Raw genomic sequence first — 14,932 nt, forward strand, 5'->3', positions numbered from 1 at the left:
ATTTTCAAATCCGAGATTTAATCTATTTTCAAATCCTTTAATTTAACGTACTCGCCCAAAGATTCTCTGGTTGTCCCTACAATGAGACGATAGTAGGTTTTTTCACCCATAACTTTTTCAAGTTTTCCCCGGGCAACTATCCGTTCACCTTCCCTGGCCTGACCCGAATAGGTGTGAGTGTAGGATGCCACCTCTTTTAAATAGACATCAGGACCGTCCAGTATTTTAACGTCTTCCACCTGGTAAACTGCCGGGTTGTCAAAGGCAGCCAGAGCATCAGAAACCGTTGCCTCGATTGCAATGGTTCCACAGGGTTGGTAAGTTTCATCACCAAAGGTTCCGGTGATTTCATCCCATTCCCTGGTAGCCAGAATGTCGAAGAGGGTCCCGTCCACCACCCCTCTGTTATTTTTACGATCCTCGTACCAACGGAACTCATCGTAACTTAAGGTAGAATCCTTGATCCTCTTTGCGTAGAGCTTAGTCCAGTAACCATCCTCAATAGCTTTCAAGGGACTGTTAGCATCATTTTTCATTGACTCAAAGGTTTCCATTGCCTTTCGATGGTTTTTAAGACCGTAAACCACGAAGTCAATATCTGAAACCAGGGGGTCGTATAAATTTGGTAATATGGATCCGGAGATTCCCAGGTGGCTTTGAGTGATCCCAGCCTCTTCCCGGAAGGTCTCTGCCACTTTAATCACTTTTGAAAGAAGTTCGTTGGGTGAAGACTGCCCCATTATCTCTTTAAGCCGATCAACTGGGCTTAGTATTTTTTCCACTCTTTTAATGGGTGCGCCCATCATTTTAACCTGTGTAACTCCGCAGTCAAAAAGATAATCCGGATAATATTCATTTAAAAAATTATAAGCCTGCTGGGAGTCTACTTTAGTGTACCGGGAGCCATTAAGGGATCGTTCCCCCTCTGGATCCGGAATGTAACGCAGAAACGATTGTATTCTATCATGGGGATGCAGGTAAGTGGTGGTGGCCAAGAAAAGATCATCCTTGGTGTAGATAAAGTCTCGGACTCGGGCTCGCATGAATTAATTTAATGCAGGGCATATTATTAAATATGATAGTAAAAAGATTGGTGCCAGGCCAGGACCTCAAAAAGTCCCTGGAAGAAATAAGGGACAATAAAGGGTTAAAATCAGGTGTAATTCTGTGTTTGGTGGGTAGTCTGGATGAAGCAGTTTTAAGGATGGCTGATGGGAATAAAAAGACTATTAATGGGCCATTGGAGATCGTTTCTGCAACCGGGACCATAGCCACCAACGGGGTTCACCTGCACCTGGCAGTGGCTGATAGCCAGGGTAATGTCAGGGGAGGACACCTGATGAGGGGCTGTCCAGTGCACACCACGGTTGAAATTTGTATTTCATGTCCAGATATGGTTTTCAAGCGAGTAAACGACCCTGAAACTGGTTACCGTGAACTTGAAATTTTCCCCCAGTAGTACTTGAATACCAGTAGTACTATGAATTTTTTAGAGTAAATGAAATTCAGAATAAATTGAAATTCAGAGTGAACTGAAAATAATTTGGGAATACTATTAAAATTTTTCTCATGGAATATTCCAGAAAAGTTTTTCCAGAAAAGTTTCAAATTGGGGCAGACTCAAAATATCAATTGGGCAGACTCATAAATGATCAGATCCAATTATATAATCATACTCAAAGAAAGTACCCAATAAAAAGGCCAGGATTATCATGAAACAAAAAACACTCGAACCAGGTATTTTGTATGATGGAAGTCAAATAAAGCCAATGTGGGCATTCCAAGAGTTGGGAATAAAGGGTTCCAGTATCGTGACCTGGATCGGTCCTATGAATATCCACTCCTATGAGTTAATTGATTATGAAGATGTGGGGTTAGAGATAAAATCGGCAGAGATGGTTCACTTCATAATCGAACACTTCGATGTGCAACCGGCAGACATGAGACTCTGCTATCACCGGCAAAGGATTCTGGTGATGATCGTCAAGGATATACTGGAAGAAATGGGTATTAAAACTCTCCGCAAGGGTGATGATCTTTACGTTGCCCGGGGCAAGCTCAGCGTATCCATTGCATCCTGTTCGGTGAGCAGCATGAAAATCCACTTCGCCATGAACCTCACCTGCCAGGGAACACCCCTAGATGTGAAAACCACAGGTTTAACCGAGTGCACACCCAGCCTGGCCCGTGAAGATATTCCTGAAATGGCAGAAAAAATATCTAAAATCTATGTAAGGGAGATTAACGATATAGAGCAGGATATTTCCAAAACCAGGGTGTTTTAAAGGATTCACTAATAATTTCATACATCACACTCATATTATATCATAAATCTTAATAGCGAAAAAATCACTATCAAACCCTCATAAAAGAAAATAAATAAATTAAATTCATTAAAATATGTTTTAAATAATTAGAAGGTTTTTTAAAATGAAAATAGTTATCAATGGAATACACGCTAACTTGAGATTCGCATCAGCCCACATGATCCCCTGCCATGAATTCTGCGGAGGAATACACGGCCACTCTTATCACGTGGATGTCATTGTGGAAGGAGAACGTGGCGGTCAGTTTGGATTCGTGGCTGACTTTAAAACAGTCAAGGGACTGGTAAGAAAAATGTGCAAGGAACTGGATCACAAGCTCCTCATACCAGAAGAAAGTAAAGAACTTGTTTTTAAAAGTAAAGACCCGGTGGAGTTCTCCATAGGAACTAAAGAGTACAAAATCCCCAGAGAAGACTGCTGTCTCCTGCCACTACCCTCAACATCTGCCGAGGACCTGGCAGAGTACCTGGCTGATAAACTATTCCAGGCACTCCAGGATGAAGGAGACATCAAAAGCGTGGAAATATGCGTGAATGAAGGAATCGGTCAGGGTGCTTATTCCACCAAAACCGTAGAGTAATGGGGGATTCAAAATCAAAACACGAGTTTCAGAGATTTTTTCAAGCATACAGGGTGAAGGAAAACTTATAGGTCGCAGACAAGTCTTTGTAAGGTTCACTGGTTGTAACCTTGACTGCAACTACTGTGACACGCCTTTAAGTCGTGATCCGGGTTATGGGGATGAATTTGACATAGACACATTGTATGATAAAATTAATGAACTCATAACTCCAGATTTTCATTCGGTTTCATTCACAGGGGGAGAACCATTAATACACGCTGATTTTATTAAAGATTTCCTGGAAAAATATCCTTTACCCGCTCTACTGGAAACCAATGGATCCCTACCAGGAGAACTGGCTAAATTAACAGAATTAGTGGACTATGTTTCCATAGATGTGAAACTCCCGGAACATGAAGCAGTTTCCAACTGGGATGATCTCTTGGATCAGGAGATAAAATCCATAAAGCTATTAATAAAAAAGGGGATAAATAGTTACTGTAAGTTAGTAGTACAGCCCTCCACAACAACGGACGCAGTGGCCTGTATAGCAGCCAGAATAAGGGATGAAATCCAGGATACTGGTAAAATACCTCTGGTTGTTCAGCCGGTCAGTCCCCTGGAACTTTGGGCTGGGAAAACTCACAAACTACTGGAAATTTCCGAAAAAGCAGGAGAATATCTCGACGTGTTAACCATACCCCAGGTTCATAAGCTTCTTAACCTAAGATAGGAGGTATATAGATGGAAATGGATACCCAAGTGACTGTGCACGACGCCATGACATCAAGTGTGATAACTGTAGACCCTGAAACCAGCATTGCCCAAGCTGCGGCCATAATGAGCCAAAAGGGCATTGGAAGCCTCATTATCAAAAGTAATTCAGAACCAGAAGGACTGATTACTGAAAGTGACATTATAACCAAGGTTGTATCTATGGACATCCAGGCCAGCCAGATAACGGTGGCCGAGGTCATGACCCAAGACCTGATAAAAATCGATCCTGGGAGCGAACTCAACGAAGCAGCAAGAACCATGGCTAAAAACAAGATAAGAAGACTGCCAGTGGTGAATAACGGAGTTCTTGTTGGTATATTAACCTCCACTGATGTGATGACAGTTTCACCAGAACTCACTGAAATACTGGTGGAAACCGCCAAAATGGCCAATCTGATTGAATACTCTGACAATGAAAAATCAGTACCTGGAACCTGTGAAGTATGTGGAAATTACCTGGATTACCTGGATGAAGTGGATGGAAAGTACGTTTGTGAGGAATGTAAAGAAGATCTAGAAGGTGAATAGTTTGAGCCCGGTGGAAAAAGTAATGACCCCGGATCCTGTCACCGTATCTGTGGATACACATGCCACCAAGGTAAGGTCCATTTTCCGTGAAGAAGGATTCCGAACCATCCCTGTAGTATCCGAGAACCGCTTACAAGGTGCCGTAACCCGTGGAGATATGATGAACATATCCTCCACTAAATCAAATATTGATGCCCGGGGAATAATGGAAAAACCCCGAGTGATCGCCACTCCAGATATGGATTTAATCCACCTGGCCAGGGAGATCATGAAAGCAGGCACAGTCTACGCTCCAGTTGTGGAGTCACCAGATAACATGCACCTGGTGGGAATAGTAACTGTGGCTGATATTTTAAGAAAATTTCTCTACAACGGACTAAAACCCGACCATGAAACCCTGGAAGGCATTGCCACTTCCAATGTGGTTACCTGTAATTACAATGACCTCATCTCCCATGTCTGGAAACGAATGGACGAATCTGGATATTCCGGACTTCCAGTGATGAAGACGGGTAAGATTATAGGGATCATCACCAGGATGGACATCATCCGATCCCGCCACGTGAGGATGGGTTTTGAATCTGATTCTGAAATGCAGGGATCCATTAGGGTGGAGAAGGTTATGAAAACACCCCCGGTGGTGGCAACCCCCCAAACCCCAACCAGTGCGGCTGGGGAAATAATACTGGAGTATGATATTGGGAGAATACCCGTGGTTGAAAATCCAGTATATGTTAAAAGAGAACCCCGAAGAGCTAAAGAAGCCGATCTAGTTGGTATAGTTTCAAGGGAAGATATTTTATGGTCCTATATCAGATGATGTCCCGACCATTACTTGTAAAATCCCCTAAAATGGGTGCTAAACTATTTTTAAGAAATTTTATTATTCTAAATAAATTCTGGATTATTTCTATCAGTAAAATGAGTAGTTCTATCTATAAATATGAATTCAAGGCTTTATTCAAGGTTAAATCTAAGGATGAATTAAAGGTTACCTTTAAGGATTTATTCAAGGTTATATCTGAATTCAAGGTTATCTTTAGGTCTAAATTAAAGGCTTAAAGATGGATTCAATGTTATCTCTAATATTAGAGGTGTATAGATGAGAAAAAGACAAACCATAAACCTGGTGAAATCAATGGACCGTGGTTCATTGGAATTTGAAACCCACGAATCCCAGCATGAGGGAGACGTGATGAGCATAGCAACTAAAAAGGTGGTAACCGCACCTCAAACCGCCAGCATAAAAGAAGCGGCTGAAATAATGGTAAAAAACAAGTTCAGACGACTCCCCATAACTGATCCCGGGAGTGAAAAGCTTCTGGGAATAGTTACCTCCATGGACATTCTGGACTTTTTAGGAGGTGGGGACAAGTACAAGATCCTGGAAGAAAAACATCAGGACAACTTCCCTGCAGCCATAAACGAACCGGTGAAGATGATCATGACCCGTAGCGTGGAAACCATCAACACCAGAGACTCCATAACCGATGCTGTAACCAAAATGACAACTAAAGGAGTCGGAGCCCTCCCTATAGTGGACAGCAACCATAAAATAGCAGGGATCGTATCTGAAAGAGACTTTGTACTCTTAATGGCAGGAGTACTTACCGACGAGAAGGTGGAAGACTACATGCACAATAATGTAATCACCACTACCCCTGGAACCCGTATTGAAGGGGCATCAAAGATAATGGTCCGCAACAAACTCCGCAGGATCCCAGTAGTAGGTGAAGAGCGGAAGACACCCCACCCTGAGGATGATAAGATCGTGGGGATTGTTACAGCCACTGATATCCTGGAATTTTTAGGTAAAAACAGTGCCTTTGAACACATGATAACCAACAGTGCCGAGGCGATCCTCAACACCACCATCACCGAGATCATGGAATCTGAGGTAATCTCAGCCAATGCCACCGCCCATCTGGGAGATGTCTGCGACCTCATGGAAGAAAAAGGCATAGGTGGACTTCCTGTAGTGCAAAATGGAGAACTACGGGGAATAATAACTGAAAGTGACATATTAAGAGCCGTGAGTTCTTAACACGGTTCTTTAAAACTTTTTAGGGGCGAGTTGCATGATGAAAATCGAGGATGTAATGAACGAGGAAGTAATATTAGCCGAGGAAAACGAACAAGTAAGCCATGCCCGAAACCTAATGCTCAAACACGGCTACAGCCGTATTTTGGTGGTTGATCAGGAAGGTAAACCAGTGGGCATCCTGACTGAAAAAGACTTAACCCGAAAAATGAGGTCCAACGGACCAAAATGGAAAAGGAGAACCATCGATAAAATCAGCATCCGCAGGGTCATGACACCCAACCTGGTGACCCTCACCCCCTTCCGAGAAGTTCAGGAGGCAGTGGAGCTCATGATCAAAAACGACATCAGCTCCGTACCTGTTGTGGATGGGGATGAAGTGGTGGGGATCATAACCAAAAGTGACCTTATGGAATTCTACCGCCAGAAATTCACGGGCAAATGGAAAGTATCCGACCTCATGACCAGTGAAGTGATAACTGTCAATGAAAATCACAGCATTGGGCACGTTATTGGGATAATGGAAGATCAGAAAATCGGCAAAGTCATAGTGGTGAGGGATAATGAGCCAGTGGGAATCATAACTTCTGCAAATATATCCTTTGCCAACGTGGAAGACCCTGAAACAGGAGTGAGTGTGGAAAAAATAGCATTCCTGCGGAACATCGATGGTCAGGAGAAGAGAAATGTTCGGGAGGTGTCTATGGTCACAGCAGGAGATCTCATGACTAACCACCTTATAAAAATCGAGCAGGATGAAGACGCCGCCAGTGCCGCTGATATTATGGCTAAAAAAGATGTTAGTGGAATTCCAGTGGTCAGTGATAATGAACTGGTGGGAATAATCACCAAAACGGATATAATCCGGGGAATCCAGTAATTACCGGGGGAGTCCAAGATGCATGTGAAAGATATTATGGCAAAAGATGCAGTTGTGGTGGACAAAGACCAGAACATTCACGACGCACTGAAATTAATGAAAAAAAATAAAGTATCCAGGTTACCGGTTATAAACACCAACCAGGACCATCAGAAAGAACTGGTAGGGATCATAACCGAGAAAGACATATCTCTTCGCCTGGGATCATCCAAATACGGCAACCTGGCACCATCCCACTTCCATGTCTCCACAGTGATGACATCTCAACCATTTACTGCTGAAGGCAACCAGACACTGGGAGATGCTGCCCAGCTCATGCTGGATAATGGAATCGGAGGCCTGACTGTCCTGGATGGTAGCAGGATCATAGGGATGATCACCAAAACCGACTTCCTGCACACCTGCCAGGGCAGACCCTTCACCGATATCGCAGTAAAAGAAAGAATGCGCTCTGAGGTCACCACTATCGGACCGCAGGACCGGCTGGTACACGCCAGGAGGATCATCATCGATGAGGGTATTGGCCGACTCCCGGTAATGGAGGATGGCCAGCTCCAGGGAATGATAACCGCTAAAGACATAGCCCTGGCAATGATGTCCTTCCGAAAAGTAGTTCCTGACAAGTACAAACCCGCCAGGATACGTAACCTACTGGTGGAAGATGTGATGATCCAGAATGTGAAAACCATCACCGAAGAAAAAACCATGGCCGAGGTAGCACAGATCCTGCTGGATGAAAACTTCAGTGGACTACCAGTGGTGGATGAAGATGGAATGACTGGAATAATCACCAAAACCGACTTCCTGAAACTGATAGTGGAACTGGAAAAGTGATGTAAGAAAACCCATAATATGGGGGATTTATAAAGAAATCCTCCTATTTTTAACTTTTTTTTAAACATTTCCCAAATGGACATTCTAAACCAAATAAACATCCCAAATAAACATTCTAAACCAAATAAACATTCTAAAAAATAGAGAAATATTAGAAATAATCCCACTCTAAAGGGTGTTAAATGAGAGAAAAAAGCATCCCGCCCCTGGTAACTGATGAGGAAGTTTCCCACCTCCTGGATGTACCTTCCCCTAAACTGGAGGCAGCCTACCAGAAGGGCATTGTAAAAAAATACCAGAAACATGGTCTGAACGCTATCCAGTTCCGGAAAGGATTGGGACCAGTAGAAGCCGGGACCATGGTAGTAAAAGGCGAGGAAATCGAAGTTATACGGGGGTTCCCCAAGATAAGGAGAACCCTGATGCTACACCCTGCACTGGAAAAACACTTTCCCCGGGAAGTGGCGGTGGAGGAGAAGATGAACGGATACAATGTCCGCATCGCCCAGGTTGATGATAGGATAGTTGCCTTCACCCGTGGTGGTTACATCTGTCCCTACACCAGCCGCAAAGCCAGCCAGATACTGAACCTGGATGAATTCTTCCAGGATTATCCTCAGATGGTCATCTGTGGTGAGATGGTGGGCACCATGAACCCCTATGTATCACACTACTACCCTGAGGTGGGGAAACTGGGATTCCGCATATTCGACCTGCGGGAAAAACTCACCAACACACCACTACCAGTAATGGTCAAAAGGGAGTTACTGGCAGATTACCAGCTGGAACCAGTACGACTTCTGGGAGTGTTCCCAGTGGAAGAGGCTCCTCAGAAGATCATGGGGATTGTGAGGGAATTAGGGAAAAATGACCGGGAGGGAGTGGTGATGAAGGACCCCCAGATGCAGCTGGAACCCTTAAAGTACACCTCATCCCAGGCCCAGGCAGCAGAACTGGAATACGCCTTGAGCTTCCCCTTCGACCTGGCTCAGGCATTCCTCTTTAGCAGGATCATCCGGGAAGGATTCCAGTCCCATGAAACCGGAGAATCAACAGACCAGCTTCGGGAAAGAGCCCTGCGGATGGGTGAATCTATACTCTACCCCATGCTGGAAACCATTGGCAAGGTGGAGCAGGGTGAATTAGCAGCGGAGGATCTGCTGATAGAAGTGGATAGCCAGGAAGAAGCAGAGGAATTCATCCGCCACCTCCGTGATTTAAAGGTCATGGCGACCCTGGCTGAGATAAAAGACGGTAAAGCAGTTATAAGAAGGATACACCAGTCCACCAACGATCGGATCAACAACTACCTTGATGGTGGTTTGTACTAATCTGTTGGGGGTTGATGAATCTTTTTTGAAGATGGATTTTTTAATTTTTGAAGATGTGATTTTAATAAATTAAAACCTAATAAAATAAAACTTATTTTAATAACTTAAACAAACTAATTTTTATTACTAAACTTAGAATATTAGACTACTATACTTAGAATAATTATACTTAGATTATTAAGACTAACTATACTTAGAATAACTATACTTAGAATTAAGACTAACTTATACTTCGAATATTAGACTAACTAAACCTTAGAATATTAAGAAATTTAGAATATTTTAACCCAATTTGTTAACACCAATGTTTCTCACTAAACCACCAAATGATTTAGGTAAAATTATGAAAATAGGATATTTCGGACCAGCAGGAACCTTCACTGAAGAAGCAGCATCACACTTGGAGGGGGAACTGGTACCCTACGATACCATACCCGAAGTATTTGAAGCAGTGCACACTGGTGAAGTTGACCTGGGAGTGGCGCCAATAGAAAACTCCATAGAAGGCTCGGTGGGAGTCACCCTGGATCTTTTGGCCCACCAGTATCTCCTGAAAATTAAACAGGAGATAATCCTCCCCATAAACCACAACCTTCTCATAAACAAGGATGCAGAATTAGAGGATGTGGAAGTGGTTTACTCACATTACCAGCCACTTTCCCAGTGTCGAATGTTCCTGGAGAAGATGGGGGTACGAACCCAAGCCACACGTAGCACAGCTGCCGCTGCCGAGATGATAGGTGATAATAGAAGGGCAGCAGCAATCGGGACCCGAAGGGCTGCGGAGTTATACGGTCTTAAAATAGCGGCAGAGGATATTCAGGACCATGCCAATAACATGACCCGTTTCGTGGTGGTGGACCAGGAAGACCATGTCCCCACAGGGAAAGACAAAACCTCAGTGGTTTTATGCCTTTCCAAGGACAAACCCGGAGGATTGTATGAGATACTGGGAGAATTTGCCAGTGAAGGGATAAACCTGACCAAAATAGAGTCCAGACCATCCAAGGAGAAGCTGGGAAGCTATATTTTCTTTGTGGATATGGAGGGTCACCATAGGGATATAAAAATCATGAATGTTATAAATAGAATACAATCAAAGGTAGGATACATAAAGATTTTAGGATCATATCCTCAGGAAGGAGATGATTAGAATAGTTTCAAGTAAAAAAAAGCTCGACCAGACATTGGAAGAGCTTGAATTAGATTATAGTAAAGGAAATATATCCAAGAAGGAATACTTCGCCCAGAAACGGGATATCGGCCAGGAAATGGAAACCCTGCAGGCCGCAGAACATGTGCGCAGAATGCAGGGTAGAATGGGATCTGAAAAATCCCTGGACTACTGGTCAGATCAGGAAGACGAGAAGAAAAAACTGGCTGATGAAGCCGAAAAGCAGGAAATGCTTAAAAAATATATCACCAAACCCGAATCTATTAAGGGCAAGGAAATGCCCAGCAGGGATTGGTTCGGTAAAAGGGCAAAAATAGGTTTACTAGCATTTGTCATCCTGGCATTTGTAGTAGGAACCTCTATGGGATCTATGTTCATCACTAAACCCAGTGAATCACCACAGATATCCATGGCGGTCAATGCCAGCGCATTCTTACCAACACCAGTCAACAACACCACTACCACTACTTCCAACGTTACTAAAACTACCACAGATACTACGGATACGGATACTACACCAACCACTACCACCGAAACTACGCCCACCACTACCACGGATACGAGTTCTAATACACCAACCAACACCCAAACCCCTATAGATACAGGTAATAATACTGGCTGACGGATAATTAGACATATTATTTTACAAAAAAACCGCAGGGGAGCCATTGCTTCCCTGGATTTAAGATTTTTTTAAAAATAGATTAGAAAAAAGGTTTATTTCCCCTTAAAGCATTGTGAATTAGTTCAATCAATAGAAAATTCATCAAATTTGTGCAATTGTATAAGAAAATAATGGAAAAATAATGGATATATAATAAGATAATGGAATAATCAGTTATTAAATATTTAATATTTTCAGAAGAATGAAATAACAGGATAATAGGTGTTTGTTTTATGAATAAAATTCTCCCATTAATGGCAGTTACCATCATGGTAGTCCTGGTTTCAGGATGTGTTACCGATGATAAGGCCAATCAGACCAATAATTTCTCCCAGAACGGTGTTTCCTTCCAGTACTCCTCCTCATGGGGAGTGGCTTCAGTTAGTTCACCCAATGGGGTGGCTGCAGTGGGAGATCCCAATACAGTGGTTAATGGAAACCCCACCACTTCTGTGGTGATCCAGAAACCAAATGCAACTACTTCTGTTCTTAAAACAGCCTACGACCAAAATTACGCTCAATTCTTCAATAATACGGGTAAAACTAAAGTTTCAGAGGCAGAACTCACTCTGAACGGTGCCCAGGTTTATGAAAATGTGTACACCTCCTCTGAGGAGGGAGTGGCCAAGAAGTACCGGGCGGTGTGGATGCAAAAAGGCAGCACTCTCTACGTGATACTGTGTAGTGCCCGAGTGGAAGACTACGATGCCCAGCAGTCCAACTTCGACCTGGTGGTAAACAGCTTCCAAGCATCATAGGTTTCCAAGCAGCAGATGCACCAAATTCCATACTTCATTCATTTTTTTTAATATCATTTTTTACAATCTATTTTTTGATAGCGTCCCTTCTTTTTTGGTAAATCATCAGTGTAATCATTCTTAGTGTAATCATTCTCCGGAAATAGTGTAATTATTCTCCTGATAAAAATACCCTGAAAAAATTCTTTTTTATTACCAATGAAATTCTTTTTTATTACCCCTGGGAGATGGTAAGAACACTGTATAATTGGCTTGGATAGGGTGTTGTTAAGGTAAGTTTTAATGCAAAAATTTTATATGTTACACTGGATAGAATATCCAAATGTTTGTACTAATCTTCACAGGGTGAGAGTGGTGGACTTATAAGTCAAAATCTGCTTTTAATTTTATTCAATTCCTGTGAAATTCATATAATTACTTTCGTTCCTGATGCATGAGAAATTAGAAATTTAGGGTTGGATTCTATTATTATCAAAGCTGGACTGTAATAGGTCGTCCAAGCATTAAATAAGGGATTGGTAATTTATGCAGGCCTACATATGAGCCTGCGAAGGTTTTATTTCAATATAATTCATCTGGCACCCTACAGGGGCCTTTAGGATTATCCACTAAAAATAAGGAGGAATTTAGGATGGTTTTACCAATATGCGATGTCTGTTTAAAAAGCGGAATGTTATGTCAAGGTTGTGAGAATAAGCTGAAAACAGGAGAAATAAGTCAGCTTGACTTGGACATTGCAAAACTCCTATATCGTGTAGGTGATGGTAAAATCGGTTTTAAGAAAACCATTGAAATCGGAGACGTGGTTATAATTATCACCGAGAAAGACCAGGTGGGTAAACTCATTGGTAAGGGCGGTAAAATAGTAAGGGAAATATCCAAAACCGTGGAGAGAAAAATAAGGGTGGTTGGAGAAAACTCGGATTTGAAAGCCGTGGCCACCGATATACTAGCCCCTGCCCGTATTTCAGGTATTAATGTAGTCTACGGGAAAGACGGAGAGGAAAGATACAAAATACGGGTCAGAAGAGAAGATGCCCGTAGATTACCTGCCAAACTGGACCTATTGAATACTATTATTCAGGAATTAACAGGGGAGAAAACCCTGGTGGTTATTGACCGCGATAACTAAAAAAATCACATATGGAATTAAAAAAAATATTATGAGGATCTAAAGGTTTAATGGGGGTTAAATTTCATGACAATCGTGCTCTGTGTTACTGGTAGTGTGGCTGCTGTGGAAACGGTGAAACTGGCCCGGGAGCTTAAAAGGAAGGGTTTCCAGGTTAAATGTTTCATGACTGACGGTGCCTGTGATATCATCAATCCCTACGCACTGGAATTTGCCACGGGAGAGAAGGTGATCACCAAGCTCACTGGGGAAATTGAGCATGTTAAATATGCTGATGCTGAGTTGATTCTGGTGGCACCAGCCACTGCCAATGTAATCAGCAAGTTCGCCTATAAAATTGCGGACAACCCCATAAACACACTTCTTTTAACTGCCAGTGGCTATAACACGCCTATTGTTTTTGTACCCTCCATGCACCAGTCCATGTACCGGGCGGTGGATGAGAACATCCAGAAACTCAAAAAAGAGGGTGTGGTATTCATGGAGCCTAAAAAAGAGGAGAACAAGGCCAAATTCCCCTCAGTTGATGATATTGTGCTCCAGGCTCAGAAAGCCACCTCTGCCGGTGGTTTAGAGGGACGGAATGTTCTGGTGAGTGCCGGGGGCACTTACGAAGATATTGATCCCATCAGGGGAATTACTAATCGTAGTTCTGGTAAGATGGGTGTGGAACTGGCCAAGGAGGCCTTCCGTCGCGGTGCCGATGTTACCATGATCACCGGAAGGGTGGAAGTGGAAATCCCCCAGGTATTCAATCACATAAAAATTGAATCCAGCCGGGTCATGGCCAAAGCACTGGAGGAAAACCTCATTGACCATGATGTGTTCATTGCTGCAGCAGCAGTCAGTGACTTTGTGGTGGAAAAGAACACATCCAAGATATCCTCATCCAGTGACCAGACCCTGAAACTAAAACCAGCCCCCAAGATCATAAACCAGGCCAAGGAACACAACCCTGCAGTGTATCTGGTGGGTTTCAAGGCAGAGTACGGTGTTTCCAGGGATAAACTGGTGGAATCTGCTAAAAAAAGAATGAGGGAGTCCGGTGCAGATCTGATGGTGGCCAATGATGTGGCAGAAGTTGGCGCAGGATTCGGATCTGACCAGAACAAAGTGGTTCTGGTTGATGATGAAATATGGGATGTCCCATTAAGTACCAAGGAAGAAATAGCTGCCCTGGTTATTGGAAGAGTTGCCGAGAGGATTATCTAAAAATAATCAACAGTATTCCTAAAATAAACTGTATTCCTAAAAATAACAGTTTCTACAATAATCTAAACATTTTTTTATTTTTACACTAATTTCATTATCAAAACCTTAAGTTTTGGTTGAAACTATCTATTAATTTTTACTGTTTTTTCTAAATTCTTTTACACTTTTTCATTAAGTTTTATCAGATCTAAAAAAACGAGCAGCCACTATATCACCAACCGTGTTGATCTAACATTTTTCATGAGAACTAATCCCAAATTATTAAAAATATACAAAATAATAAAAAACTTCAGAGAAATCTTCTTTTCATGTTTAACACCAAATACGGGGAATACTCTCCACACTTTTTGCAATAATTTCTAAAAACTTTGTAGAGGTATGGTCGCTGTGTATAGTATGTGCCACTAATTAGGCGTGGGCTGGAGTGCGAAAATATCGCTCTATGAAAGCTGCATTTTCCATTGGTGGCTAAATATATGAGGGCCTAAAACTTTGCGACAAGCAAATAGCGTTTAGGTTTGATGTTGGTATGGTAGTATGTGGTGAAATTTAGTTGCTACTAAATTACTCCTTACTTTTCCAAAATACATATTTTCCCAAAATAAATGACTTATATTTAGGCAATCCGCCATTCAAACAAATCCGTTTGATCCTGGCGGAGGCCACTGCTATTGGGTTTCGATTAAGCCATGCAAGTCGAACGATCCTTTCG

General features: G+C 42.5%; 16 protein-coding genes. 15 read left to right on the plus strand and 1 reads right to left on the minus strand.

Annotation, left to right across the window (positions count from 1 at the left end; all coding sequences use genetic code 11):
* Positions 1-17: 17 nt before the first annotated feature.
* Positions 18-1,043 (minus strand): DNA polymerase subunit beta, encoded by a 1,026-nt coding sequence (locus tag HY987_RS07395; RefSeq protein ID WP_292757149.1) that lies wholly within the window; start codon positions 1,041-1,043, stop codon positions 18-20.
* Positions 1,044-1,075: 32 nt separating this feature from the next.
* Here HY987_RS07395 and HY987_RS07400 point away from each other — a divergent pair, with 32 nt between their 5' ends.
* The 15 genes from HY987_RS07400 to coaBC all read left to right on the plus strand — a co-directional run bounded on the left by HY987_RS07400 (position 1,076) and on the right by coaBC (position 14,220).
* Positions 1,076-1,459 carry a PPC domain-containing DNA-binding protein gene (locus HY987_RS07400; protein WP_292757150.1) on the plus strand — a complete coding sequence of 128 codons (384 nt, stop codon included), beginning with the start codon at positions 1,076-1,078 and terminating at the stop codon, positions 1,457-1,459.
* 253 nt (positions 1,460-1,712) lie between these two features.
* Positions 1,713-2,285, plus strand: coding sequence for a DUF366 family protein (locus tag HY987_RS07405; protein WP_292757151.1), 573 nt, complete (start codon positions 1,713-1,715; stop codon positions 2,283-2,285).
* A gap of 145 nt (positions 2,286-2,430) precedes the next feature.
* Positions 2,431-2,907, plus strand: a complete 477-nt coding sequence (locus tag HY987_RS07410) for a 6-carboxytetrahydropterin synthase (protein ID WP_292757152.1) — start codon at positions 2,431-2,433, stop codon at positions 2,905-2,907.
* 46 nt (positions 2,908-2,953) lie between these two features.
* The gene (locus HY987_RS07415; protein ID WP_292757164.1) at positions 2,954-3,622 is read left to right on the plus strand and encodes a 7-carboxy-7-deazaguanine synthase QueE; all 669 of its coding nucleotides are present in this window, start codon (positions 2,954-2,956) and stop codon (positions 3,620-3,622) included.
* Between the two features lie 11 nt (positions 3,623-3,633).
* Positions 3,634-4,194 carry a CBS domain-containing protein gene (locus HY987_RS07420; protein ID WP_292757153.1) on the plus strand — a complete coding sequence of 187 codons (561 nt, stop codon included), beginning with the start codon at positions 3,634-3,636 and terminating at the stop codon, positions 4,192-4,194.
* Between the two features lie 10 nt (positions 4,195-4,204).
* Complete coding sequence (locus tag HY987_RS07425; protein WP_292757166.1) at positions 4,205-5,014, plus strand: CBS domain-containing protein; 810 nt, start codon at positions 4,205-4,207, stop codon at positions 5,012-5,014.
* Positions 5,015-5,296: 282 nt separating this feature from the next.
* Entirely contained in the window at positions 5,297-6,238 is a 942-nt protein-coding gene (locus HY987_RS07430; RefSeq protein WP_292757154.1) for a CBS domain-containing protein, read from the plus strand.
* A gap of 34 nt (positions 6,239-6,272) precedes the next feature.
* Complete coding sequence (locus HY987_RS07435) at positions 6,273-7,115, plus strand: CBS domain-containing protein (protein WP_322175040.1); 843 nt, start codon at positions 6,273-6,275, stop codon at positions 7,113-7,115.
* An 18-nt stretch (positions 7,116-7,133) separates the two neighbouring features.
* Complete coding sequence (locus HY987_RS07440) at positions 7,134-7,949, plus strand: CBS domain-containing protein (protein ID WP_292757155.1); 816 nt, start codon at positions 7,134-7,136, stop codon at positions 7,947-7,949.
* A gap of 182 nt (positions 7,950-8,131) precedes the next feature.
* A complete protein-coding gene (locus HY987_RS07445) occupies positions 8,132-9,280 on the plus strand; it encodes an RNA ligase (protein WP_292757156.1) in 1,149 nt (382 codons plus the stop codon).
* Positions 9,281-9,623: 343 nt separating this feature from the next.
* Positions 9,624-10,433 carry a prephenate dehydratase gene (pheA, locus tag HY987_RS07450; protein WP_292757157.1) on the plus strand — a complete coding sequence of 270 codons (810 nt, stop codon included), beginning with the start codon at positions 9,624-9,626 and terminating at the stop codon, positions 10,431-10,433.
* Complete coding sequence (locus tag HY987_RS07455) at positions 10,426-11,076, plus strand: hypothetical protein (RefSeq protein WP_292757158.1); 651 nt, start codon at positions 10,426-10,428, stop codon at positions 11,074-11,076. The genes pheA and HY987_RS07455 overlap by 8 nt, the downstream gene beginning before the upstream one ends.
* Before the next feature lie 275 nt (positions 11,077-11,351).
* Positions 11,352-11,876, plus strand: coding sequence for a PsbP-related protein (locus tag HY987_RS07460; protein ID WP_292757159.1), 525 nt, complete (start codon positions 11,352-11,354; stop codon positions 11,874-11,876).
* 631 nt (positions 11,877-12,507) lie between these two features.
* On the plus strand, positions 12,508-13,008 hold the full coding sequence (locus HY987_RS07465; RefSeq protein WP_292757160.1) for a KH domain-containing protein: 501 nt from the start codon (positions 12,508-12,510) through the stop codon (positions 13,006-13,008).
* A 66-nt stretch (positions 13,009-13,074) separates the two neighbouring features.
* A complete protein-coding gene (gene coaBC, locus HY987_RS07470; RefSeq protein WP_292757162.1) occupies positions 13,075-14,220 on the plus strand; it encodes a bifunctional phosphopantothenoylcysteine decarboxylase/phosphopantothenate--cysteine ligase CoaBC in 1,146 nt (381 codons plus the stop codon).
* Positions 14,221-14,932 lie beyond the last annotated feature (712 nt).

Origin of the sequence: Methanobacterium sp. (assembly GCF_016217785.1) — an archaeon.
Classification (GTDB): Archaea; Methanobacteriota; Methanobacteria; order Methanobacteriales; family Methanobacteriaceae; genus Methanobacterium.